At 74.1% G+C, this 22,802-nt stretch carries 15 protein-coding genes; 6 read left to right on the top strand and 9 right to left on the bottom strand.

The genetic code is table 11. The features are described from left to right. Positions 1 to 100 precede the first annotated feature (100 nt). The 4 genes from ACZ4U4_RS30080 to ACZ4U4_RS30065 form a co-directional block, all read right to left on the bottom strand. Positions 101 to 1,522, bottom strand: a complete 1,422-nt coding sequence (locus ACZ4U4_RS30080; RefSeq protein WP_467880847.1) for a M1 family metallopeptidase — start codon at positions 1,520 to 1,522, stop codon at positions 101 to 103. A 22-nt stretch (positions 1,523 to 1,544) separates the two neighbouring features. Beyond that, positions 1,545 to 2,453: a M20/M25/M40 family metallo-hydrolase gene (locus ACZ4U4_RS30075; protein WP_467880844.1), complete on the bottom strand. Its 909-nt coding sequence runs from the start codon at positions 2,451 to 2,453 to the stop codon at positions 1,545 to 1,547. A gap of 123 nt (positions 2,454 to 2,576) precedes the next feature. Further along, a complete protein-coding gene (locus ACZ4U4_RS30070) occupies positions 2,577 to 3,422 on the bottom strand; it encodes a family 1 encapsulin nanocompartment shell protein (protein WP_467880842.1) in 846 nt (281 codons plus the stop codon). A 5-nt stretch (positions 3,423 to 3,427) separates the two neighbouring features. Next, positions 3,428 to 4,411: a Dyp-type peroxidase gene (locus ACZ4U4_RS30065; protein WP_467880839.1), complete on the bottom strand. Its 984-nt coding sequence runs from the start codon at positions 4,409 to 4,411 to the stop codon at positions 3,428 to 3,430. A gap of 285 nt (positions 4,412 to 4,696) precedes the next feature. On the opposite strand from ACZ4U4_RS30065, the gene ACZ4U4_RS30060 reads away from it, so the two are divergent. Further along, entirely contained in the window at positions 4,697 to 7,006 is a 2,310-nt protein-coding gene (locus ACZ4U4_RS30060; protein WP_467880836.1) for an FdhF/YdeP family oxidoreductase, read from the top strand. Between the two features lie 7 nt (positions 7,007 to 7,013). On the opposite strand, the gene ACZ4U4_RS30055 is transcribed toward ACZ4U4_RS30060, so the two are convergent. The 4 genes from ACZ4U4_RS30055 to ACZ4U4_RS30040 form a co-directional block, all read right to left on the bottom strand. After that, positions 7,014 to 8,765 (bottom strand): FUSC family protein, encoded by a 1,752-nt coding sequence (locus ACZ4U4_RS30055; protein WP_467880833.1) that lies wholly within the window; start codon positions 8,763 to 8,765, stop codon positions 7,014 to 7,016. A 219-nt stretch (positions 8,766 to 8,984) separates the two neighbouring features. After that, the gene (locus ACZ4U4_RS30050; RefSeq protein ID WP_467880830.1) at positions 8,985 to 11,507 is read right to left on the bottom strand and encodes an ATP-dependent Clp protease ATP-binding subunit; all 2,523 of its coding nucleotides are present in this window, start codon (positions 11,505 to 11,507) and stop codon (positions 8,985 to 8,987) included. A gap of 142 nt (positions 11,508 to 11,649) precedes the next feature. Next, positions 11,650 to 12,810, bottom strand: coding sequence for an aromatic ring-hydroxylating oxygenase subunit alpha (locus tag ACZ4U4_RS30045; RefSeq protein ID WP_467880828.1), 1,161 nt, complete (start codon positions 12,808 to 12,810; stop codon positions 11,650 to 11,652). 36 nt (positions 12,811 to 12,846) lie between these two features. Further along, entirely contained in the window at positions 12,847 to 15,300 is a 2,454-nt protein-coding gene (locus ACZ4U4_RS30040) for a GcvT family protein (RefSeq protein ID WP_467880825.1), read from the bottom strand. A 434-nt stretch (positions 15,301 to 15,734) separates the two neighbouring features. Between ACZ4U4_RS30040 and ACZ4U4_RS30035 the strand changes: the two genes are divergently transcribed. Beyond that, on the top strand, positions 15,735 to 16,901 hold the full coding sequence (locus ACZ4U4_RS30035) for an NAD(P)/FAD-dependent oxidoreductase (RefSeq protein WP_467880823.1): 1,167 nt from the start codon (positions 15,735 to 15,737) through the stop codon (positions 16,899 to 16,901). A 9-nt stretch (positions 16,902 to 16,910) separates the two neighbouring features. On the opposite strand, the gene ACZ4U4_RS30030 is transcribed toward ACZ4U4_RS30035, so the two are convergent. Beyond that, positions 16,911 to 17,330: a hypothetical protein gene (locus tag ACZ4U4_RS30030; protein ID WP_467880821.1), complete on the bottom strand. Its 420-nt coding sequence runs from the start codon at positions 17,328 to 17,330 to the stop codon at positions 16,911 to 16,913. 689 nt (positions 17,331 to 18,019) lie between these two features. Here ACZ4U4_RS30030 and ACZ4U4_RS30025 point away from each other — a divergent pair. The 4 genes from ACZ4U4_RS30025 (at position 18,020) to ACZ4U4_RS30010 (ending at position 22,672) form a co-directional block, all read left to right on the top strand. Continuing rightward, positions 18,020 to 18,865 carry an FAD binding domain-containing protein gene (locus ACZ4U4_RS30025; RefSeq protein ID WP_467880819.1) on the top strand — a complete coding sequence of 282 codons (846 nt, stop codon included), beginning with the start codon at positions 18,020 to 18,022 and terminating at the stop codon, positions 18,863 to 18,865. Continuing rightward, the gene (locus tag ACZ4U4_RS30020) at positions 18,862 to 21,327 is read left to right on the top strand and encodes a xanthine dehydrogenase family protein molybdopterin-binding subunit (RefSeq protein WP_467880816.1); all 2,466 of its coding nucleotides are present in this window, start codon (positions 18,862 to 18,864) and stop codon (positions 21,325 to 21,327) included. The genes ACZ4U4_RS30025 and ACZ4U4_RS30020 overlap by 4 nt, the downstream gene beginning before the upstream one ends. 74 nt (positions 21,328 to 21,401) lie before the next feature. Beyond that, entirely contained in the window at positions 21,402 to 21,926 is a 525-nt protein-coding gene (locus ACZ4U4_RS30015; protein WP_467880855.1) for a (2Fe-2S)-binding protein, read from the top strand. Continuing rightward, positions 21,926 to 22,672 (top strand): SRPBCC family protein, encoded by a 747-nt coding sequence (locus ACZ4U4_RS30010; RefSeq protein WP_467880814.1) that lies wholly within the window; start codon positions 21,926 to 21,928, stop codon positions 22,670 to 22,672. Before ACZ4U4_RS30015 ends, ACZ4U4_RS30010 begins: the two co-directional genes overlap by 1 nt. Positions 22,673 to 22,802: the final 130 nt, after the last annotated feature.

The raw sequence follows: 22,802 nt of genomic DNA, 5'->3' as shown, positions 1-22,802 counted from the left end.
CCCCCCCCCCCCCCCCCCCCCCCCCCCCCCCCCCCCCCCCCCCCCTCCCCCCCCCCCCCCCCCCCCCCCCCCCCCCCCCCCCCCCCCCCCCCCCCACCCCCTAGCCGTGGCGCAGCGCGCCCAGGCTGCCCGGGTAGAGGTACTGCTTCGGGGGGATCTTCGTCCCGTGGGCCCAGGCGTCGAAGAAGCCCTTGAGGTCCTTGCCCGACACCTTCGCCGCCAACGCCTCGAACTGCGAGAACGTGGCGTTGCCGTACGCGTGGTCGTGGGTCCAGCGCTTGAGGGTGCCGAAAAACGCGTCGTCGCCGACGGTACGCCGCAGCGCGTGGAGCATCAGGGAGCCCTTGCCGTACAGGGCGTAGTCGAGCTCCTTGCCCGGTCCCGGGTCGTAGAGCTTGGTGGACCAGAACGACGGGTCGTCCTTGTTCTCGTCGACCATGGAGGCGTAGAAGCTCTTGTCGAGGTCGGAGCCCTTGTGCTCCTCCCACAACTGGTTGGCGTACTGGGCGAAGCACTCGTTGAGGCAGCCGTCGCGCCAGTCGGCGATCGAGACGCTGTCACCGAACCACTGGTGGGTGAGCTCGTGCGGCCCCGCGGCGTCGTTGAGCATCCCGGGGTAGGTGGGCCGGCTCTGCGTCTCCAGGGCGTTGACGTCGCCTCCGCCCGTCACCCCGTCGATGACGATGCTGCCCGCCGAGGAGAACGGATACGGGCCGAACTTCGAGGCCAGGAACATCAGGATCTCCCCCTGCTCGGCCTCCGCCGCCGCATCGATCACGGCGCCCGGACTGTAGGCCGTGAGGGACGGCGTACCGTCGGGCAGCTCGGTGCGGTGGACGGTGAACTTGTCGATGGCGACCGTGCTGGCGTACGTCACCATCGGCTTGTCCTCGTGCCAGCGGAAGGTCGTGCGGTCGCCGTTGGTGGTGGTCGGGCCGGGCAGGCCGTTGCCTATGGCGGTCCAGCCCTGGGGCACGGTCGCGGTGAGGGAGAAGGTGGCCTTGTCGGACGGGTGGTCGTTGGCCGGGTACCAGGAGGTCGCGGAGTGCGGTTCGCCCATGGCGTCCGCGCCGCCGTTCTTCAGGGTGTGCCAGCCCTCGCCGTCGGGCTTGCCGGCGTACTTCACCCGGACCGCGAACGAGGCGCCGTCGGCGACCCGGTGTGCCGGGACGACGGCCAGCTTGTGGGCCCCGGAGCGCGAGAACGCCTTCGCCGGGGTGCCGTCCACCGTGACCGAGGCGACCGTGAAGCCCTTCAGGTCCAGGGTGAAGCTGTCCAGCGCCCGGGTGGCGCGGGCGGTGACGGTGGTGTCGCCGTCCAGGTGGTCGGTGCGCGCCGGGTCGTAGGCGATCCGGACGTCGTAGTGCGTCACGTCGTAGCCGGGGTTGCCGTCGTCGGGGTAATACGGGTCGCCGATGCCGGTCGCGGCGGAGGCGGGGGTCGCCGACAGGGCGAGGGTGAGGGCGGTCGCGGTCGTCAGCACGGCGGTGGCGCCGCGGTGCCGGTTCAGTGTTCTGCGCATCGCTGCTTTCCGGTTCGGAGGCTCAGTGGCGGGCGGTGGCGGCGAGCTTCCAGACCACGCCGAGCAGGGCGTTGGTGCTGGTCGTCTCGGTCTCGGGGTCGACGTTGGCGAGGTTGTCGCACGCCGTGTGGAGACAGTCCGAGATGCCGGTGCTGAAGCCGGACGACGGGATGCCGGCGTTCCCGAACGACTCGTGGTCCGAACCGCCCACCCCGATGTCGAACGTGCTGATCTTCCGGTCGGCGAACCATGCCTCGAACGCCTGCTGGGCCTCGGTCTCGTGGTGCGCGTCGTCGTGCACCACGAACCACTGCTCGGTGTTCTTGCTGCCCGCCTGATCGAGGTTGAGGTAGACGTCGATCGCCTTGCGGTCGGCGGCGGAGAGGTTACGGACATAGTCCGCGGAGCCGACCAGTCCCTCCTCCTCCGCACCCCACCAGGCGAACCGCAGGTGCCGGGTGGGCTTCAGCCCGGCGTCGGCCACCCGCAGGGCCGCGGTCAGGACCGCCGCCGCGCCGGAACCGTTGTCGTTGATCCCCGGCCCCTCCTTGACGCTGTCCAGGTGGGCGCCGGTGAACAGCACATGCTTGGGGTCGCCGCCGGGCCAGTCGGCGATGAGGTTGTAGCCGGCCGCGCCGTCGTGCGAGAAGCGGCGCAGTTCGGTGTGGAAGCCGGCCCGGTCCAGCGCCTTGCGGACGTACGTCACCGAGTCCGCGTACCCCTGTGTGCCGTGCGCGCGGTTGCCGCCGTTGCGGTCGGCGATCTCCTGGAGAGCCTTCAGGTGCGGCATGACCTCGCCCGACCGGACGGTCGGCGCGGCGGCGGGCCCCGGGGGCCCGGCGGCCACGGCCGTGGGGGCGGGGACCGCGGACAGGACGAGGACCGCGCCGAGGATCCGGGCGGCGAGGGACGGGAGGCGGCGGGACGGCATGGACGGGCACCTTCCAGTACGGCCCGGGGCACTCGCCCCGGTGGACCGCACCCACACTTGCCCGCCGGTGTCAGGGAGTTGTCAGGAAGCTGTTGCGGAGCGGTAGGGGTACGACGACGCGCCCTAAGGGCTGTCCGGCGCCTCCAGGACGACGACCGCCTCGTCGGTGTAGGTGAGGAAGGTCAGCGTCTCCTGGAGGTAGAGCTCGATGCCGTGGGCGTCGTGGGCGGTGTAGCCGATGGCGACGTCCTGGCCGAGGCGGAGGGCGAAGTCGCCGCCGCGGGTGGAGAGGACGAACGCGCCGTCGACGGCGGGCGCCCAGATCGGTTTGCCGTCCAGGATCCGGGCGAGGTGGGCGGCGATCGGGTAGCCGTGGTCGGAGGTCTCGCTGACCGCCGTGTACGCGTCGGCGCCGAGCAGCAGCGCGTACGGGCCGTCGACCCCGGCCAGCCGCAGTGCGGTGAGGGCGCCGCTGACCGCGTCGGGGTAGTCGCGGGCCTCGGCGGGCAGCCGCAGTACGGGGTTGGAGCTGCGGGTGCGCAGCCCCTCCATCCCGGCGGCGGGGTAGCCGTCGAAGACCGCGTGGTCCTCGGCGAGGGCGAGGGCGCGGGCGGCGTCCTTCACCGGCTGCCAGTCGGAGTCCTGGGAGCCGCGTTCGACGTCGTCGACGGCGGCCCGGGTCACGGTGAAGGAGCTGCGCAGTTCGACGAGGGGCCGGGCCTCGCGCAGCTGGGCGGTGACACCGGGGGTGGGCGGTTCGATGCCGGTGGTGTGGCCGGTGCCGACGGCGGCGAGTTCCGGTCCGCCCGCGTCGGGGACGTCGACGACGCGGCGCCCGGCGACATGGCGGCGGAAGGTGCGGCGGGCCTCCTCCTCGATCTCCGCCCATGCCTGCGGGGTGATCGGGGCGAGTTCGCGGTGCAGGTTGTCGGTGCCGCAGGGCACCGGCGTGGCGGCGGTCGCGGTCATGGCGCTCAGGCTCCTTTCAGGCTGCCGATTTTCAGGGAGCCGCCCGGGGCGGCGGCACCGGTCGGCAGGGCGGGCGGGTCGTCGAGGAAATCGGCACCGGGCACGAAGAAGAGGCCGCCGGTCACGGCGGTGGAGAAGTCGAGGATGCGGTCGGTGGTGCCCGGCGGGTCGCCGAGGAACATGTTGTCCAGCATCCGCTCGGTCACCTCGGGGGTGCGGGCGTAGCCGATGAAGTAGGTGCCGAACTCGCCCTGTCCGACCCGGCCGAACGCCATGTTCTCCCGGACGATCTTCCGTTCGGTGCCGTCGGCGTCGGTGACCGTGGTGAGCGCGACGTGGGAGTCGGCGGGTTTGACGTCGTCGTCCATCTCGACGTTGGACAGCTTGCTGCGGCCGATGACGCGTTCCTGCTCGTCGGTGGTGAGCGCCTGCCAGGCGGCCATGTCGTGGAGGTACTTCTGCACGATCACATAGCTGCCGCCGCGAAACGGCGGGTCCTCGTCGCCGGTGTACACGGCCTCGTCGGCCGCGCGGTCGGTGGGGTTCTCGCTGCCGTCGACGAAGCCGAGGAGGTCGCGGGTCTCGAAGTAGCGGAAGCCGTGGACCTCGTCGACGACGGTGACGGCGGCGGCGAAGTGGTCGATGAGCAGCCGGGCCAGTTCGAAGCAGAGGTCCGGGCGGGCGGCCCGGAGGTGGAAGAGGAGGTCGCCGGGGGTGGCCGGCGCGTGGTGGCGGGGGCCGTGCAGCGGCCGGAAGGGGTGCAGATCGCGGGGGCGCGGGCCGTCGAAGAGGCGGTCCCAGCCGGCCGAGCTGATCCCGGCGACGCAGGTCAGGGCGGCTTCGGGGGCGCGGAAGGCGACCGAGCGGACCAGCGCCGCCACCTCCTTGAGCCCGTCCCGTACGGCGCTCTCGCCGCCGGGGGCGATGGTCGCCACGAGGAACACGGCGGCGCGGGCGGGCGGCATGACGACGGACTGCGAGGTGACCATGGGGCTCCCGGCGGGGGTACGGAGGTGGTGGGCGCGGCGGACCCTCCGACGGACCAATCACTCCAGAACAGACAAAACACACGGAACGGGGTCAGCGTATCCGCGCCCGGCACGGCGTGCAGTCGGGCGACGCGCCGGGGCCCGGCACGGGCGCACCGGGCTCCGCACGCCCGGCCCACGCGGCGCGCCACGTCCCGCCCGCCTCGCCCGCCCCTCCCCTCGCGCCTAGCCTGACCGGAAAGGCCCGCTGCGGGCCGGGCCCGGACGACGGAAAGGGTGGACGCGGTGAGCGCCTCCGAGGAACGGGAAGAGCCGACGCACCGGGTGGGGCCCGTCCCCGAGGACGAGCCGTCCTTCCGGCCCTACCACCACCCCGCCGCCGGCTGGGGTGCCGCGAAGAGCGTGACCCGGGTCCTGGCCCGGGAGAAGCAGTGGGTGGACGGGCCACGGGCGATCTTGCGGATGAACCACGAGAAGCGCGGCTTCGACTGCCCCGGATGCGCCTGGCCGGACGACACCAAGGGCCTGCACCTGGACATCTGCGAGAACGGCATCAAACACGTCACCTGGGAGATGACCCGTAAGCGGGTGGGGCGGGAGTTCTTCGCCGCGCACACGGTGACCGAACTGTCCGGGTGGAGCGACTTCGCGCTGGAGGACCAGGGCCGGCTGACCGAGCCGATGGTCTACGACCCGGACACCGACCACTACGTACCGATCAGCTGGAAGGACGCGTTCGCGCTGTTCGGCCGGGTGGTGCGCGGGCTCGGCAGCCCGGACCGGGCGGCGTACTACACCTCCGGGCGGCTGGGGAACGAGGCGACCTTCCTCTACCAGCTGATGGCCCGGGAGCTGGGCACCAACAATCTTCCGGACTGCTCCAACATGTGCCACGAGGCGAGCGGACGCGCCCTGACGGCGTCGCTGGGCACCGGCAAGGGCACCGTCGACCTCAAGGACTGGGAGGCCACCGACGCGCTCTTCATCATGGGCGTCAACGCCGCCTCCAACGCGCCCCGGATGCTCACCGCGCTCGCCGAGGCGTACGCCCGGGGAGCGCAGATCGTGCACATCAACCCGATGGTCGAGGCGGCCGCCACCCGCACGATCGTGCCGCACGACTTCACCGACATGGCGCTCTTCAAGGCGACGCGGACCAGCACCCTCAACCTCCAGGTGCGCATCGGCGGCGACATGGCGCTGCTGCGCGGCATGGCCAAGGCCGTCCTGGAGCAGGCGCGGACCGATCCCAAGGCGCTCGACCAGGAGTTCATCGACCGGCACACCACCGGCTTCGCGGCGTACCGGGCGCTGTGCGAGGCCACGCCGTGGGAGGAGATCGAGCGGCAGTCGGGCATCGCGCGCGCCGACATCCTCAAGGCGGCGCGGATCTACGGCGACGCCGACCGTTCGATCATCAGCTGGTGCCTGGGCATCAGCCAGCACGAGCACGGCGTCGACACCGTCCGGGAGATCGTCAACCTGCTGCTGCTCCGCGGCAATCTGGGCCGCGAGGGCGCGGGCCCCTCCCCCGTCCGCGGGCACAGCAACGTCCAGGGCAACCGCACCTGCGGTATCGACCACCGGCCCGACGGCGCGTTCCTCGACCGGCTCGCGCAGGTGTGCCACATCGAGCCGCCGCGGGAGCACGGGCTGGACACCGTCTCCACCGTCGAGGCGATGCACCGCGGCGAGGTGCAGGTCTTCGTCGGGATGGGCGGGAACTTCGCCATGGCGGCACCCGACACCCCGTACACCTTCGCGGCGCTGCGCAAGTGCGAGCTGACCGTGCAGGTCAGCACCAAGCTGAACCGCAGTCATCTCGTCCACGGCAAGCAGGCGCTGATCCTGCCGTGTCTGGGCCGGACCGAGAAGGACCAGCAGCGCGGCGGGGTGCAGAGCACCTCGGTCGAGGACTCGATGAGCATGGTCCACCTCTCCGTCGGCATGAAGCGGCCCGCCTCACCGCAGCTGCTGTCGGAGCCCGCGATCATCGCCGGGCTGGCCCGCGCGGCGCTGCCGGACAGCGCCACGCCCTGGGAGTGGTACGTCGAGGACTACGACCGGATCCGCGACACGATGGCGCAGGTCCTGGACGGTTTCGAGGACTTCAACCGGCGGGTGCGGCTACCGCTGGGCTTCCGGATCAAGCAGCCCGCGCGGGAGCTGGTGTTCCGTACCCCGTCGGGGGCGGCGGAGTTCTCCACGGCGCCGCTGCCCGACGTGGTTCCGGCGCCCGGCACGCTGGCGCTGGGCACGCTCCGCTCCCACGACCAGTGGAACACCACCCTGTACTCGGACAACGACCGCTACCGCGGCATCCGCAATCTGCGCACGCTGGTCTTCATGAACCACGACGACATGCGCGAGCGCGGTATCGCGCAGTTCGACCCCGTCGACATCACCGCCACCGCGAAGGACGGCACCACCCGCGCGCTGCACGGCTATCTCGCCGTCCCGTACGGCCTCCCCCGGGGCTGTGCGGCCGGGTACATGCCGGAGATGAATGTGCTGATCGCGCTCTGCGACTACAGCGTGCAGAGCGATCAGCCGCTGATGAAGCATCTGAAGGTCACCATCGTCCCGGCGGCGTGAGCGGCGCTCAGCCGCGGGCGAGGCGCTCCAGGAGGAGATGGGCGCGGGCCTCCGCGGCGGCGAGTTCGGCGGGGTCGATCTCGGCCCGCCACACCTCGCCCGCCGCGGCGTCGTCCGCCTCCCGCAGCTCGACCACCGCCACCGCCAGCCGCGCCTGGGCGTCCCCGAACGCCGCCTTCCGGCCGTCGTCGAGCGCCCGCTCGGCCTGTGCGGTGGCCGCCGTGCACGCGGCCAGCGCCCGTTCCGCCCGCACCACGGCCCGGTCGTGGACCACCAGCAGACCGCAGAGCAGTCCGACGGTGATGCCCAGGACGCTGGCGAGCGCCCGGTCCGCGACGAGCGCCCCGGCCGACTGCGGTGCGGTCAGATCGGTCATCAGCAGCGCCAGCGGCGTCAGGAACACCACGCCGAGGCCGTAGTTGCGCGGCACGACGTACTCCAGCAGGAACTCCAGCACCACGATCACCGCGACCAGTACGCCGGGGCCCGGCGCCAGGGCCAGGATCGCCAGGGCGAGCGCCAGCCCGGCGGCGGTGCCCAGGGTCCGCTGCACCGCGCGCTGGGTCGCGGTGCGGACGTTGATGGAGTGCAGCACCGCGGCGGCCGACACCGCGGCCCAGTAGCCGTGCCCGAGGCCCAGTGCCAGTGCGGCGCCGCCCGCGAGGGCGGTGCCGAGGGCCATCCGCAGCGCCGGGACGAGCAGCACGGAGCGGTGGCCGGGGCCGCCGGGGTGGCGCCCCGCGACGAGTTCGGCGGCGCGGAATCCGGCACCGGTCGGCGGGGCGGGCGGCGTCCGCGTCCCGGCGTCCCGGGCGGTGCGGGTGCCGGCCGTCCAAGGCGCCGGGTCCAGCAGCAGCGGCGGGACGCGGCGGCGCCGGTCCGCCAGGGCCCGGGCCTGGTCCCGCAGCTGCCGGGCGAGGGCCGCCGGGTCGTCCGGCGGCCGGGTCGCGGAGCCGATCAGCAGCGACCAGGACAGATCGGTCAGCCGGACGCACACCCCGCCGTGGCGCTCCCCGCCCGCCGCGCGCGGCAGCAGGCCGAGGGCGTGGTGGGCGCGGAGCACGGCGGCGGTCGCCCGGTGGCGCCGCCGGCCGTCGTGGTCCGCGCCCGGGGTGTCCCAGAGCGCGGCGAGCGCGCGGAGCGCGGCGGCCACCGCGAGGCGCTGCGGGCGGTCGGGGTGGACGAGGCGGCCGACCATCGCCAGCACCCAGGCGAGCGCGGCGCCCGCGGCGGCGAGCGCGGTGTGCGGCAGGACGTCGGCGGGGGCGGACGTGCCGTTGGCCGCCGCGGCGAACGCGAAGAGCAGCAGCACCGCGCCGAGCCCGCCGAGCCGCGCGGCGTCACAGGCGTACTTCGCGACGCCCGCCACCAGCGCGGTGGCGGCGACCACCACGGCGGCGCCGCCCGCCCGGGGCAGCGCCCAGGCGGCGAGCGCCGAGCCGGTGCCCACACCCGCCGTCATGGCGAGGGCGACCAGCGCCAGCGCGCCGGCGCGCCGGCGGTAGGGCAGATTGCGGCCGAAGGTGGTGGTGAAGGCGCCGAGCATGGCGTAGACGGCCTGTTCGGTGCGGCCGGTCGCGGCCAGCACCAGCGCCGGGAGCGCCATGGCGAGCGCGGCGCGCAGCGCGAAGGTGAACGCCCCGTCCACCGGGTGCAGGGTCAGCGACCCGCGCGGCGAGAGCACCCGCACCACCCCGGCCACCGCCTGCCGCGGGCCGCGCGCGGCGGGGGCGCGGCCGTCGTCACCGGCCCGGTTCATGACGGCGTACGGGGGGCGTGCGGGCGGGGCAGTGCGTCCATCTCTCCGGTTTCCGGTGCCGAACGGGCATTTCGCCATGACCCGGCCAGGTACCGGTATTCCGTTCTTCGGTCACCTTCCGGGAATTCCACCGGCCTGTCAAAGAGCGACCGTACGGCTCTGACCTGCGACGTCCTCCCGATGCGACCGTACGGGGGCATCGGGAGGACGTACGCGTGCTCAGGCCGCCGCGCCCTCCGTGCCGCCGGCGCCCTTGCGGACGGTGCAGTGCAGCGAGTCGTCGTCGCCCACGTCGGCGACGATCGTGTCGCCGGGGCCCGCCTCGTCGGCGAGGAGGAGCGAGGCGATGCGGTTGTCCAGCTCGGTCTGGATGGTGCGGCGCAGCGGGCGGGCGCCGAACTCCGGCTGGTAGCCGTGGGCGACCAGGAGTTTCTTCGCCGCCTCGGTGACCTCCAGCGTCATGTCCTGGGCGTGGACGCGCCGCTGGCTGCGGTCGAGGAGGTGGTCGACGATCCGGGTCAGATCGTCCTCGGTGAGGCTGTGGAAGAGGATGATGTCGTCGATGCGGTTGAGGAATTCCGGCAGGAAGCGGGCCCGCAGGTCGTCCATCAGCTCGTCCTTCAGCTCCGACACGTCGCCCTCGTGCGCGATGATCCGCTGGGCGCCGATGTTGGACGTCATGATGACGACGCAGTGGCGGAAGCTGACGGTCCGGCCCTGTGCGTCGGTGAGGCGGCCGTCGTCGAGGATCTGCAGCAGCGTGTTGAAGATGTCCGGGTGGGCCTTCTCCACCTCGTCGAAGAGGAGCACGCAGTACGGGCGGCGGCGCACCCGGTCGGTGAGCTGACCGGCCTCCTCGTAGCCGACGTAGCCGGGCGGCGCCCCGACGAGCCGGGCGACGGTGTGCTTCTCCTGGAACTCGCTCATGTCGAACCGGATCATGCGGTCCTCGTCGCCGAAGAGGAGTTCGGCGAGGGTTTTGGCGAGTTCGGTCTTGCCGACGCCGGTGGGGCCGAGGAAGAGGAACGAGCCGACCGGCCGGTTGGGGTCGCCCATGCCGGAGCGGTTGCGGCGGACGGCTTCGGAGACGGCGGTGACGGCCTCGGCCTGGCCGACGATCCGCTCGTGCATCGCGTCCTCCAGCTTGAGCAGCTTCTCCTTCTCGCCCGCGGTGAGCTGGGCGACGGGGATGCCGGTGCGGCGGGAGACGACGTCGGCGATGTCGGCGGCGGTGACGGAGACGACGCCCTCGCGGCGCTCCTCGATCCCGGCGAGTTCGCCCTCCATCTCGGCGATCTGCCGCTTCAGCTCGGCCGCCTTCTCGAAGTCCTCGGCGGCGACCGCCTGGTCCTTCTCGCGCCCCAGTTTGGCGAGGCGGTCCTCGCGGCTGACGACCTCGGTGGAGCGTCCGGCGCTGCGCAGCCGCACCCGGGCGCCCGCCTGGTCCATCAGGTCGATGGCCTTGTCGGGCAGGAAGCGGTCGCTGATGTAGCGGTCGGAGAGTTCGGCGGCGGCGGTCAGCGCGCCGTCGGCGAAGCGGACCTGGTGGTGCGCCTCGTAGGAGTCGCGCAGCCCCTCCAGGATCTGCACGGTCTCCTCGACGGTCGGTTCGGGGATCATCACCGGCTGGAAGCGGCGTTCCAGGGCGGCGTCCTTCTCGATGTGTTTGCGGTACTCGTCGATGGTGGTGGCGCCGACGACGTGCAGTTCGCCGCGGGCGAGTGCGGGCTTGAGCATGTTGCCGGCGTCCATGGCGCCCTCGCCGGTGGCGCCCGCGCCGACGACGGTGTGGAGTTCGTCGATGAAGAGGATGATCTCGCCGCCGGCCTGCTGGACGTCCTCGATGACCTTCTTCAGCCGCTCCTCGAACTGGCCGCGGTACTGGGCCCCGGCGACCATGCCGGACAGGTCGAGGGCGACGACCCGCTTGTCCTTGAGGGTCCCCGGGACCTCACCGGCCACGATGCGCTGGGCGAGCCCTTCGACGATGGCGGTCTTGCCGACGCCGGGCTCGCCGATGAGGACCGGGTTGTTCTTGGCGCGCCGGGAGAGGATCTCCACGGTCTGCTCGATCTCGTCGGACCGTCCGACCACAGGGTCGAGCTTGCCCGCCTTCGCCTCCTCGGTGAGGTCGCGGCCGTACTCGTCGAGGGTGGTGGCCGGGGGCTTGGCGGCGGCGGGCGAGCCCTCCGCGCGGGCGGCTTCCTCGGCCTGCCGCCGCACCTTGTCGACGTCGAGGTCCTCGGCGCGCAGCAGCCGGGCGGCGCCGGATTCGGCGCCCGCGCCGGAGGTGTCGAGGAGGGCGCCGAGGAGGTGCTCGGGGCCGATGTAGGAGACGCCCGCGGCCTGGGAGCGGTCGTAGGCGGCGGCGAGGGTGCGTTTGGCGGCGGGGGTCAGGCCCGGTTCGGCGGAGGGTTCGCCGGATTCGCGGGGCAGCACGGCGGCGATACGGGTGCCGAGGTCGTCGGGGTCGACCCCGGCGCGGGCGAGGAGGCCGCGGGCCGGTTCCACCTGGGTGGCGGCCCACAGCAGGTGTTCGGTGTCGAGGTCGGAGGTGCCGTCCTCGGCGGCGCGTCCGGCGGCCAGGTTGATCAGTTCCTGGGACGATTCGGTCAGCAGCCGCCCGATGGGGACGCGTTGGACGGCGGGCGGCGAGGACGCCGGGGACATCCCGAAGAACCGGTTCAACAAGTCGCTGAACGGGTCGGACGCGCCGAAAGCGGAACCGAACGGCATCGACATGGTTGCTCCTGGTGCGTGGGGGTCGCTTTCACTCAAGCGCGGCCCCGGGCGCTCCGCAAACGGAGGACGACCCCACAGCGGGGCTCCCCCGGCACCCGGCACACCGGTCCGCACCGGCCGGTGTGCCGCCTCGCGTCGCAGGTCAGGAGGGGTTGTCCGCGAGGGCGTCGGTGACCCAGCGGTGGAAGGCGCCGATGTGGTGTTCGCTGGGGACGAGGACGCCGCCGTCGCGGTAGGCGCGGGAGTCCATGGCGGGCTGGGTGCGGGCGCAGGCGTCGAAGTCCTGGGTGTTGACGCGGTGGAACAGCTCCACCGACGGGGTGACGTCGGCGCCGGCCGCCAGCACCTCGGGCCGGTAGAGCCAGTCGCACTCGACGGTGGTGCGGTCGGCGGCGGACGGGAACATCCGGTGGATGATGACGTGGTCGGGGACGAGGTTGACGAAGACCTGGGGGCGGAGGGTGAGCGCGTAGTAGCGGCGGTCCTGGGTGTCGTCGATGCCGGGCAGCCGCCCGAAGCCGCCGGTGCCGTCGACGGTGAACCCCTCGGCCTCCTCGGCGAAGGCGGCGCCGTGGCCGACGTGGTACTGGGCGGCGAGCCCGTCGGCGAACTCCGGGAGGACGTCGGTGAGTTCGGGGTGGATGGTGGCGCAGTGGTAGCACTCCATGAAGTTCTCGACGATGAGCTTCCAGTTGGCGTGCACGTCGTAGGTGATCCGGCGGCCGAGGGCGAGATCCGCGGTGCCGTAGCGGTCGAGGGCGGTGGGGTCGCCGAGGCGTTCGGTGGCGGCGCCGATCACGCTCTCCTCGAAGGACGGCGGCTCATCGGCGAGGCAGACCCAGAGGTAGCCGAGCCATTCCCGCAGGTGGACGGCGATCAGCCCGCGTTCGGTGCGGTCGATGCCGGGCATCTGCCGCAGGTTGGGCGCCGCGGTGAGGCGGCCGTCGAGGTCGTAGGTCCAGGCGTGGTACGGGCACTGGAGCGCGCGGCGGACGGTGCCGCTCTCCTCGGTGCAGAGGCGGGCGCCGCGGTGGCGGCAGATGTTGAGGTAGGCGCGGGGCTCGCCGCGCCGGTTGCGGGTGAGCAGCACGCTCTCCCGGCCGACCTGGACGGTGCGGAAGGCGCCGGGCCCGGTGAGGTCGGCGGCGCGCACCGCGCAGAACCACAGCCGCTCGAAGATCCGCTCCTGTTCGCGGCGGAAGACGGCGGGATCGGTGTAGGCGGCGCCGGGCAGGGTGGCGATCAGCTCACCGGACGGCACGGGCGCGCCCGCCCGCGGGCCGGCGACGGGGATGGTGGTCATACGGGTCTCCTCGGGCGGTGCGGCGGGCGATGACGGTCAGCGGCGCAGGCGGGCCGCCTCCGGGGCGACGAGCGGTTCCGCGGCGACGGTCGCGGCGTACCGCTCGCCGAAGTAGCCGATGTGGACGGCGGTGCCGGGCGCGGTGTGGGCGGCCGGCAGCCAGGCGTGGGCGAGGCAGCGGCCGACGGTCGGGCCGTGGGCGGCGGAGGTGACGTACCCGACCGTTTCCCCGCGGACGTCCACCGGTTCGCCGCCGAGGACGGCCGCCGCGGGGTCGTCGAGGGTGAGGCAGACCAGGCGGCGCCGTACGGCCGCCTCGCGTCCGGCGAGGGCGGCGCGGCCGAGGAAGTCGCCCTTGGCGGGGCGGACGGCGAAGCCGAGGCCCGCCTCGTAGGGGTCGTGTTCGGTGTTCATGTCGTGGCCCCAGGCGCGGAACCCCTTCTCCAGGCGGAGACTGTCCATGGCGCCGCGCCCCGCGGCGACGGCGCCGAGGCCGCGGCCCGCCTCCCACAGCGTGTCCCACAGGCAGCGGCCGAGGTCGGCGGTGGTGTACAGCTCCCAGCCGAGTTCACCGACGTAGGAGACGCGCTGCGCGAGGACCGGGACGGGGCCGAGGTGGGTCCACCGGGCCCGGAAGCGGCCGAAGCCCTGGTGTGAGAAGTCGTCCTGCGTCAGCGGCTGGACGAGATCGCGGGCGAGCGGGCCCCAGACGCCGATGCCGCAGGTGCCGGGGGTGAGGTCGCGGACGTGGACGCCGTCGGGGGCGTGGCGGCGCAGCCACACCAGGTCGGCGCCGCTGTTGGCGCCGATCCGGAAGCGGTCCTCGGTCAGGCGGGTGACGGTGAGGTCGGAGCGGATGCCGCCGTGTGCGTCGAGCAGCAGGGTGTACGTGACCGTGCCCGGCTTCCGGTCGAGTTGATTGGTCGTCAGGTGTTGCAGGAAGGCGAGTGCGCCGGGGCCCTCGACCGCCAGGCGGCGCAGCGGCGTCAGGTCGTACAGGCCGACGCGTTCGCGGGTGGCGCGGGCCTCGGCGGCGATCACCGGCGACCAGTGGCGGGCCGCCCAGGCGTCGCGCGGCGGCAGGCCGAGACCGTCCGCGAGCGGGGCGTTCGCCTCGTACCAGTGGGGGCGCTCCCAGCCGCCCGACTCCAGGAAGTACGCGCCGAGTTCGCGCTGGCGGTCGTGGAAGGGGCTGACCCGCAGCGGGCGGGGGTGCGCGGGCGGCTGGAGGGGGTGGACGACGTCGTAGACCTCGATGAAGCTGCGGGCGCCGCGGGCGGCGGCGTACGCGGGTGAGCGCTGGGCGCCCTCGAAGCGGTGCGGATCGCAGGCGTGCAGGTCGAGGGTGGTGTGGCTGTCGGTCATCAGCTCGGCGACGGCGCGGGCGGCACCTGCGGAGTGGGTGACCCAGACGGCCTCGGCGAGCCAGAAGCCGCGCAGTTCGGACGCCTCGCCGAGGAGCGGCATCCCGTCCGGGGTGAAGGAGAAGACGCCGTTGAAGCCGTCGGCGACCTTCGATCCGCCGAGCGCGGGCAGCAGATCGGTGGCGTCGCGCCAGCTGGGGGCGAAGTCCTCGGCGGTGAACGGCAGCGAGGACGGCATGACGGGCGCGTCGTCGAAGGCGGGCACGGTGTGCGGGTCGACGGGCATCGGGCGGTGGGCGTACGAGCCGATGCCGAGGCGATCGCCGTGCTCGCGGAAGTAGAGGTCGCGGTCCTGGAAGCGCAGCAGCGGGCGGGTGGCCTCGGCCTGCGGGCCGTCCGGGGCGGCGAGTTCGGGCAGCGGTGCGGTCGTCGCGTACTGGTGGGCGAGGGGCAGCAGCGGGACGCGGACCCCGGCCATCGCGCCGATCACCGGGCCCCAGAATCCGGCGGCGGTCACGACGTGGTCGGCGGGGAAGGTGCCGCGGTCGGTGACGACGGCGGTGACGTGGCCGCCGCTCCGCTCGATGCCGGTGACGGTGTGCCGGTCGAGGAAGCGGGCGCCGCGGGCGGTGGCGCGGGCGAGCTGCGCACGGCAGGCGGGCACCGCGCGGGCGATGCCGTCGTCGGGGGTGTACCAACCGCCGTACAGCAGCGAGGCGTTGAGCATCGGCCAGTGGCGGGCGCACTCCTCGGGGGTGATCAGGGTGCCGCGGATCCCCCAGGAGGCGGCGAGGCGGGCCTTGCGGTGGAGGTCGGCCCAGCGCTCCTCGGTGGTGGCGACCTCCAGCCCGCCGACGGCGGAGAAGCAGGGCGCGCCGTCGGCCTCCAGGGCGGTGAACTTCTCGATGGTGTAGGCGGCGAAGCGGCTCAGGGTCCGGGACGGGCCGGTGGCGAAGACCAGCCCGGGGGCGTGCGAGGTGGAGCCGCCGGGGGCCGGGAGGGGGCCCTGTTCCAGGACGGTGACGTCGCGCCAGCCGCGGGCGGTGAGTTCGTCGGCGAGTGAGCAGCCGACGATGCCGGCGCCGATGACGACCACGCGGGCGTCGGTCGGGGATGCGGAAGGCATGTCCCTCCTTCAGGAGGTCGGGGTGGACGGTGCCGGGGCGCGCCGAGGCGGCGGGGGCGGACGGAGAACGCGGGGGCGGAAGAGACCCGTGGTGTTGCGCACTGCACTATCGGTTGCGCGATGAGAGACATAGTGGGAACGCCGGACCGGCACCGTCAAGGGGCGCGGAAGGCGCGGCCGGGAATCGCCCGAGGGGCCGCGAACGATCCCGGGGAACCGCTTGACGGGCCCGCGACGCGCCGGGATTCTGTTGCGCAGAACGCTCCGTCGTGCGCATCACGAAACGCCGTCCGGGTGCCGGGCGGCGCGGTGCCCACACGTCCACACCGGCGCAACCGGCCGTCACACGACCGCCGTCGCCGCAGCCCCATCTGCGCGAGACCCCACGTCACCGCAGGTGAGAACGTGTTCCGCGGCTCCGAGGAGGACGCCCCATGCACACCGTCACGGTCATCGGCGCGTCACTGGCGGGGCTCGGCGCCGCCCGTGCGCTGCGCACCGAGGGGTACACCGGCCGGCTGATCCTGGTCGGCGAGGAGCGCCACCGGCCGTACGACCGGCCGCCGTTGTCGAAGGCGTTCCTCACCGGCGCGGCGGACGCGTCCGCCCTCGCGCTCGCCGACGACGAGGAGACCGCCGCCCTCGACCTCACGCTGCGGACGGGCGCCCGGGCCGTCCGCCTCGACCCGCGGGCCCGGTCGGTGACCCTCGCCACCGGCGAGGAGATCCGCACCGACGGCGCCGTCCTCGCCACCGGCGCCACGCCCCGCACCCTGCCCGGACCGGTGCCCGCCGGGGTGCACACCCTGCGCACCCTCGACGACGCGCAGGCGCTGCGCGCCGCGCTGACCGCCGGGCCGGTGCGGGTGGTGGTGATCGGCGGCGGGTTCCTCGGCGCGGAGACCGCCTCGTCGTGCGCCGCGCTCGGCCATGACGTGACGGTGGTGGAGGCCGCGCCGCTCCCCCTCGTACCGCAGCTGGGCGAGGCGATGGCCGGGGTGTGCGCCGCGCTCCACGCCGATCACGGGGTGCGGCTGCTGGCCGGTACCGGGGTGGCGGGGCTGCGGGCGGACGGTGCGGCGGAGACCGTCACCGGTGTCGCGCTGGCCGACGGGCGGCTGCTCCCCGCCGAGGTGGTCGTCGTCGCCATCGGGGTCCGCCCGTGCACCGGCTGGCTCGTGGACAGCGGGCTGCCGCTCGACGACGGGGTGTGCTGCGACGCGGGCGGAGTGACGCCGCTGCCGCAGGTGGTGGCCTGCGGGGACGTGGCGCGGACGGCGGGTGCGCGGAGCGAACACTGGACCGCCGCCACCGAACAGGCGGCGCGCTGCGCCCGCAACCTCCTGGCGGGCCGCACCGTCGCCACCTCCCGGCCGCTGCCGTACTTCTGGTCGGAGCAGTACGGCGTCCGCCTCCAGTTCGCCGGACACCGGGCCCCCGGGGACCTGCCGCGGATCGTGGAAGGCTCCCCCGACGACCGCTCCTTCCTCGCCGTCTACGAACGCGACGGCCGCCCCACCGCCGCCCTCGCCCTCAACCGCCCCCGCCCCTTCGCCCGGCTGCGCCGGGAGCTGGGGCGGGCGGCGGACCCGGTGGGGTGAGACGAACGGTCAGGCGTCGCCCCCGCCGATCCGCATGTCCCGGCCCGCCTGGTACACCCGGGCGTCACCGGAGGCGGTGGCGTGCTGGGTGACGGCGGGAGCGGGCGGCTCGGGCGGGGTGAGATCGGCGACGAGGGCGCGGAGTTCACCGGCGAGTTCGGGGTGGGCGGTGAGCAGGCGGCGCAGACGGGACTGCCACTCGGTACCACTGTCCGCGGCGACGGCGTCCCGGCCCGGCCCCTCGGGCGCGGCGAGCAGCTCCTCGCGGGTGTCGTCGAGGTCACCCGCGATACCCGGCGCCCGCTCGGGGCGGGTGCGCTGCCACAGGGCCAGGACGCGGTCGCGGACGCCGTGCCAGGTGTCGGTGGCCAGCGCGCCGACCAGTGCGGTGGCCGCACTGGTCGCCAGTGCGGTGATCTCTGGGTCCACAGCTCCCCCTCGTTCTTGAACGGTTCTCGCTCCACGGTACGGGGTGCCTGCGGCGGGCCGGTCGCCTGCGGCGGGCTGCGTAAGTTCTTCGGCTGTCCCGCCGTTGGGGTTCGCCTGCGGCGGACTGCGTAGTTGTTCGGCTCGCCCGCCGTGGGGGTTGTTCGCCGTTGCGCCTGCGGCGGGCGTGGGTGGTCGGGAGCGGGGGCCCACCTGCGGACTCCGTCCTCCGGCGGGCCCCCTCCCGTGAGTGGGTGGTGAGAGGCCGGTGGGGGTACGCCACCGTTGTCGACATCCCCGTCAGTGGTCGATCCATGGGCGTGCCACCGTCGTCGTCCGACCCCGACCACAGTCCGTACGAACGGACCCTCCCACCCAGGCGCACCAAACAGCCAAGACCAACCCCCACCGTCTTTTCCTTTCCCCACCCACCCACGGAAGGGGCCGGACCGCAGGACGAAGTCCGGAGGTCCGGCACCGCAGCCGAAAAGCCTCGCGCAGCGACCACGCCCGCCGCAGGCGCAACGAAGGGAAAGCGGGCCACAGACCGCACCCGGCACCGCGCAGCGGACGGGAAGGCACCGCGCAGCGGACCCGCAGCGGCCCGGTGGGCCCCCTTGCCCACCAACAATCGTCCGTGTTCGGATTACCCCGCCCGCCGAGGGCGGGCCCGCCATCCGAACAGGAGAGCCATGAAACCCGCCGCGTTCCGCTATCACCGGGCCCGTGACGCCGACGGCGCGGTCCGCCTCCTCGCCGAGCTGGGCGAGGAGGCGAAGGTACTCGCCGGGGGCCAGAGTCTGGTGGCGATGATGGCCTACCGGCTGGCCCGGCCCCGGCATCTCGTCGACATCGGGGGGCTGCGGGGGCTCGACCCGCTCCGGGTGGACGCCGACGGGGCGCTGCGGGTGGGGGCGCTGACCACCCATCACGCCGTGGAGCGGGCGCCGGACTCCGTCCTCGGGCCCGGGTTCGCGGTGGTGCGGGAGACGATGCGGTGGATCGGGCATCTGCCGATCCGTACCCGGGGCACGGCCGGCGGCAGCCTCGCGCACGCCGATGCGACCGCCGAATGGTGTCTGCTCGCGGTGGCCCTCGACGCCGAACTGCAGGTCCTCGGGCCCCGCGGGATGCGCCGGATCGCCGCCGCGGAGTTCTTCCTCGGGCCGTACACCACCGCACTGGAGCCGGACGAACTCCTCGTCGAGATCGTCTTCCCGCGGCCGGCGCCGTACGCCGCGGTCACCGAGTTCGCCGAGCGGCGCGGGGACTTCGCGCTCGCGTCGGCCGCCGTCGTGCTGGACCGGGACGGCGGGACGGTGCGCGGCGGGCGGGTGGCGCTCGGTGGTGTCGGGCCGGTGCCGGTGCGGGCCGCCGCGGCCGAGCGGGTGCTCGCGGACGGCGGCACCTTCGCGGAGTGCGCGGAGGCGGCGGCCGGTGTGCTCCCGGCGGACGGGCCCGGGGGCGGCGCGGCGTACCGGCGGCAGTTGATCCGCACGCTGGTGCGGCGGGCCTGTGAGGAGGCGGACGCACGATGACGGCGAGGACACCCGAGGAGCGGCACGACGGGCACCGCGGACGCGACGGGCACGGGGTGCCGGACGGCGGTGGCCACCGGCCGGGCGGCGCCGGGCACCCGGACGGCCCGCCCGGTGACGGGCCGGGCCCGCTGGTCGGCCGGTCGGTGCCGCGCAAGGAGGACCCGCGGCTGCTGAGCGGGCGCGGCCGGTTCGTCGACGATCTCAGCGAACCGGGGATGCTGCACGCCCAGTTCGTCCGCTCGGCCGTCGCGCACGGTGAGGTCACCGTCCTCGATCTGGACGCGGTGCGGCGGGTGCCGGGCGTGGTCGCCGCGTTCGACGCCGCGGAGCTGGATCTGGGCGACATCACCGCCCGGCTGCACCGGCCGCCCGAGGAGTTCACCGAGACCGCGATGCCGGTGCTGGCCCGGCGCCGGGTGCGGTACGTCGGGGAGCCGCTGGCGATCGTCGTCGCCCGGGACCCGTACGCCGCCGAGGACGGGCTGGAGGCCGCGCGGGTCGGCTACGAGGAGCGGGAGCCGGTGGTGAGCGAGGCGGCGGCGCTGGCCGAGGGGGCGCCGCTGGTGCACGAGGCGGCGGCCCGCAACACCCTGGTGGACGTCGCGCCGTTCGCCACCGAGGGCATCGACGACGTCTTCGCCACCGCCCACCGCGTGGTGCGCATCGAGGCGCGCACCGGACGGCAGAACGCGCTGCCGCTGGAGACCCGCGGCGCGCTGGCGCACTGGGACGACCGGGCCGAACAGCTGGTGCTGCGGACCTGCACGCAGGTGCCGCACCAGGTGCGGACGGTCGCGGCGGGCGCGCTGGGGCTCGACGAGCGGGCGGTGCGGGTCGTGGTGCCGGACATGGGCGGCGGTTTCGGGCTGAAGTGTGTGGTGGGCCGGGAGGAGATCGCGACCGCCGCGGCGGCGCTGCGCCTGGGCCGCCCGGTGAAGTGGATCGAGGACCGCAAGGACGCGCTGACCGCCTCCTTCCTCGCCCGCGAGCAGCACTACGACGTACGCGCCGCGTTCGCCGCCGACGGCCGGATCCTGGGGCTGGACGCCGACATCGTCTGCGACATGGGCGCCTACTCCTGCTACCCGTTCACCGCCGGGATCGAGCCGCTGATGGCGGCGGCGGAGCTGCCGGGCGTCTACCGGGTGCCCGCCTACCGGGTGCGCGGCCGGGCGGTGACCACCAACAAGGCGCCGAGCGCGCCGTACCGGGGGGTGAGCCGTCCGCAGTACGTGATGGTGATGGAGCGGCTCTTCGAACGGGCCGCCCGGGAGCTGGGGCTCGACGCGGTGGAGCTGCGCCGCCGCAACCTCATCACCGACTTCCCGTACACCGGCGTCAACGGCATCACCTACGACCCCGGTTCGTACCGTGAATCGCTGGATCTGTGTGAGCGGACGCTGCGCGAGGAGGGCTGGTACGAGCGGCGGGACGCGGCGGCGGCCGACGGGCGGCGGCTGGGCATCGGCTACGCCTGCTTCAACGAGCGCACCGGCTACGGCTCCGCCGCGTTCGCCCAGCGCCGGATGGAGATGGTGCCGGGCTACGACCTCGCCGAGGTGCGGATGGACCCGGGCGGCGCGGTGAGCGTCACCACCGGCACGATGAGCCACGGCCAGAGCCATGAGACGACGCTCGCCCAGATCGCCGCCGACACCCTCGGGGTGGAGCTGGCGAAGGTGAAGCTCCATCAGGGCGACACGGACCGGGTGCCGTACGGCTGGGGGACGTTCGCCAGCCGGTCGGTGACGATCGGTGGCAGCGCGGTGCGGCTGGCCGCGGAGCGGCTCGGCGAGAAGCTGCGGCGGCTGGCGGCGGCGCGGTGGGACGTCCCCTGGGAGGAGACGGAGCTGCACCGCGGCACGGTGCGGCGCCGCGACGCCCCGGAAATCTCCGTCGGCCACCCGGAACTCGCCGCGCTCGCGCACTTCCGCGCGCACCTGCTGCCCAAGGACCTGGAGCCGGGGCTGACCGCGACGGCGTCCTTCGACGTGTTCCACGACGGGACGTTCTCCAACGCCACCCACGGCGTCGTCGCCGAACTCGACGAGGAGACCGGCGGTATCCGGCTGCTGCGGTACGTCTGCGTCGAGGACTGCGGGGTGGCGATCAACCCGCAGGTCGTCGAGGGGCAGTGCCGCGGCGGCATCGCCCAGGGGATCGCGGGCGCGCTGTTCGAGCAGATCACCTACGACGAGCGGGGCGAGCCGTCGGCGACCGGCTTCCTCGACTACAAGGTCCCCACCGCCCAGGAGATCCCCGACATCACCCTCTTCCACCTGGAGACGCCGTGCGTCTCCAACGCGACCGGTGCCAAGGGGGTCGGTGAGGGCGGCACGATCGGCGCGCCCGCCGCCGTCCTCAACGCCGTCAACGACGCGCTGCGCGCCACCGGCACCGAACTGGACACACTGCCCCTCACCCCCGAGGCGGTGCACCGCGCCCTGCACGGCGCCTGACCTGCGCCGCCTCCGCATCCACCGCCGACCTGACCCAGGAGCCCGACGTGAACGACCATCCGCCCGACCTGCCGCTGACCGAACCGGCGGACGCCGGGGCCGATCCCGCGCTGGAGCGCCAGTTGCTGGTGCTGGACGTCAACGGCACCGCGCACGAGGTGCTGTGCGAGCCGCGCCGCACCCTGGTGGACGTGCTCCGCCACGATCTGGGGCTGACCGGCACCCACGTCGGCTGCGAGCACGGTGTCTGCGGCGCCTGCACGGTGCTGCTCGACGGCCGTCCGGTGCGGGCCTGTCTGCTCTTCGCCGTGCAGGCGGAGGGCGCGGCGATCCGGACCGTCGAATCGCTCTCCGACGAGCGGGAACTGAGCGATCTGCAACGGGCGTTCGCGGACCACCACGCGCTCCAGTGCGGCTTCTGCACCCCCGGGTTCCTGATGCTGGCGGAGGGTTTCCTCGCCGAGCGGCCGGAGGCGGACCGGGCGGAGATCCGCGAGCTGGTGGCGGCGAACCTCTGTCGCTGCACCGGCTACCAACCGATCGTCGACGCGATCCACGGCTGCGCCACGGCCCGGCGCGCCGCACGGAGGGAGAACTGATGCGGATCGGCAACAGCGTGCCCGTGGCGGCGCCGCCGGAAGCGGTGTTCGCACTGCTCAACGACGTACGGCGGGTGGCGTCGTGCATGCCGGGAGCGACCTTGGACGGTCAGGACGGCGACGCCTGGCGGGGCCGGGTGACGGTCCGCGTCGGCCCGGTCGCCGCGGCGTACGGGGGCACCGTGCGGTTCCTGGAGTCGGACGCCGGGCAGGGCCGGCTGCGGCTCCAGGCGCGCGGCGCCGACGCGCACGGCCGGGGCAACGCCGAGGCGGAGGTGGTGCTGACGGTGACCGGCGACCCGGCGGGCTCCCGGCTGGACGTCGCCACCGACCTCGTGATCAGCGGCAAACTCGCCCAGTTCGGGAAGGGCGCGCTGGACGCCGTCTCGCAGCGGCTGCTCCAGCGGTTCGCGACGAATCTGGGCGAGCTGCTGGCGGCGGAGCGGGCGGGGGACGCGGCGGGCCCGGAAGGCTCCGGGGACGGTGCGGGCGCCACCGGGGCGGGTGGGCCCTCGGCCTCCGTGCCGGGTGCCTCTTCAGCAACTGTGCCGGGCACCCCCGCCGCACCGGCACCCGCCCACCCGGCCGCCCCCGCCCCCGTCGCGGCCGCCCCCTCCCCGCTGCCGACCGGAGCCGCGAAGTACGGCCCGCTGGTCGCCGCCTTCGCCTTCGGGGTCTTCGAGGGCTGGCTGCTGACCCGCCTCGGTCAGCTGCGCCGGGAGCTGGCCGCGGCACGGCGCGGGTGAGCGTGGGGGGGGGGCGCTCCCCCCCAGCCCGCCCCCCCCACGGACCCCCCCCCCCCCCCCCAAACACGCCCCCCGTCGGAAACCGTTCGCAAACCCACCACCGCCGGGGGAGAAGGAAAAACCGGCTCCC

Source organism: Streptomyces sp. NPDC029159 (assembly GCF_055564055.1).
Note: the sequence above shows the minus strand (reverse complement) of the source record. Positions and strands in the feature narration are given on the sequence as shown.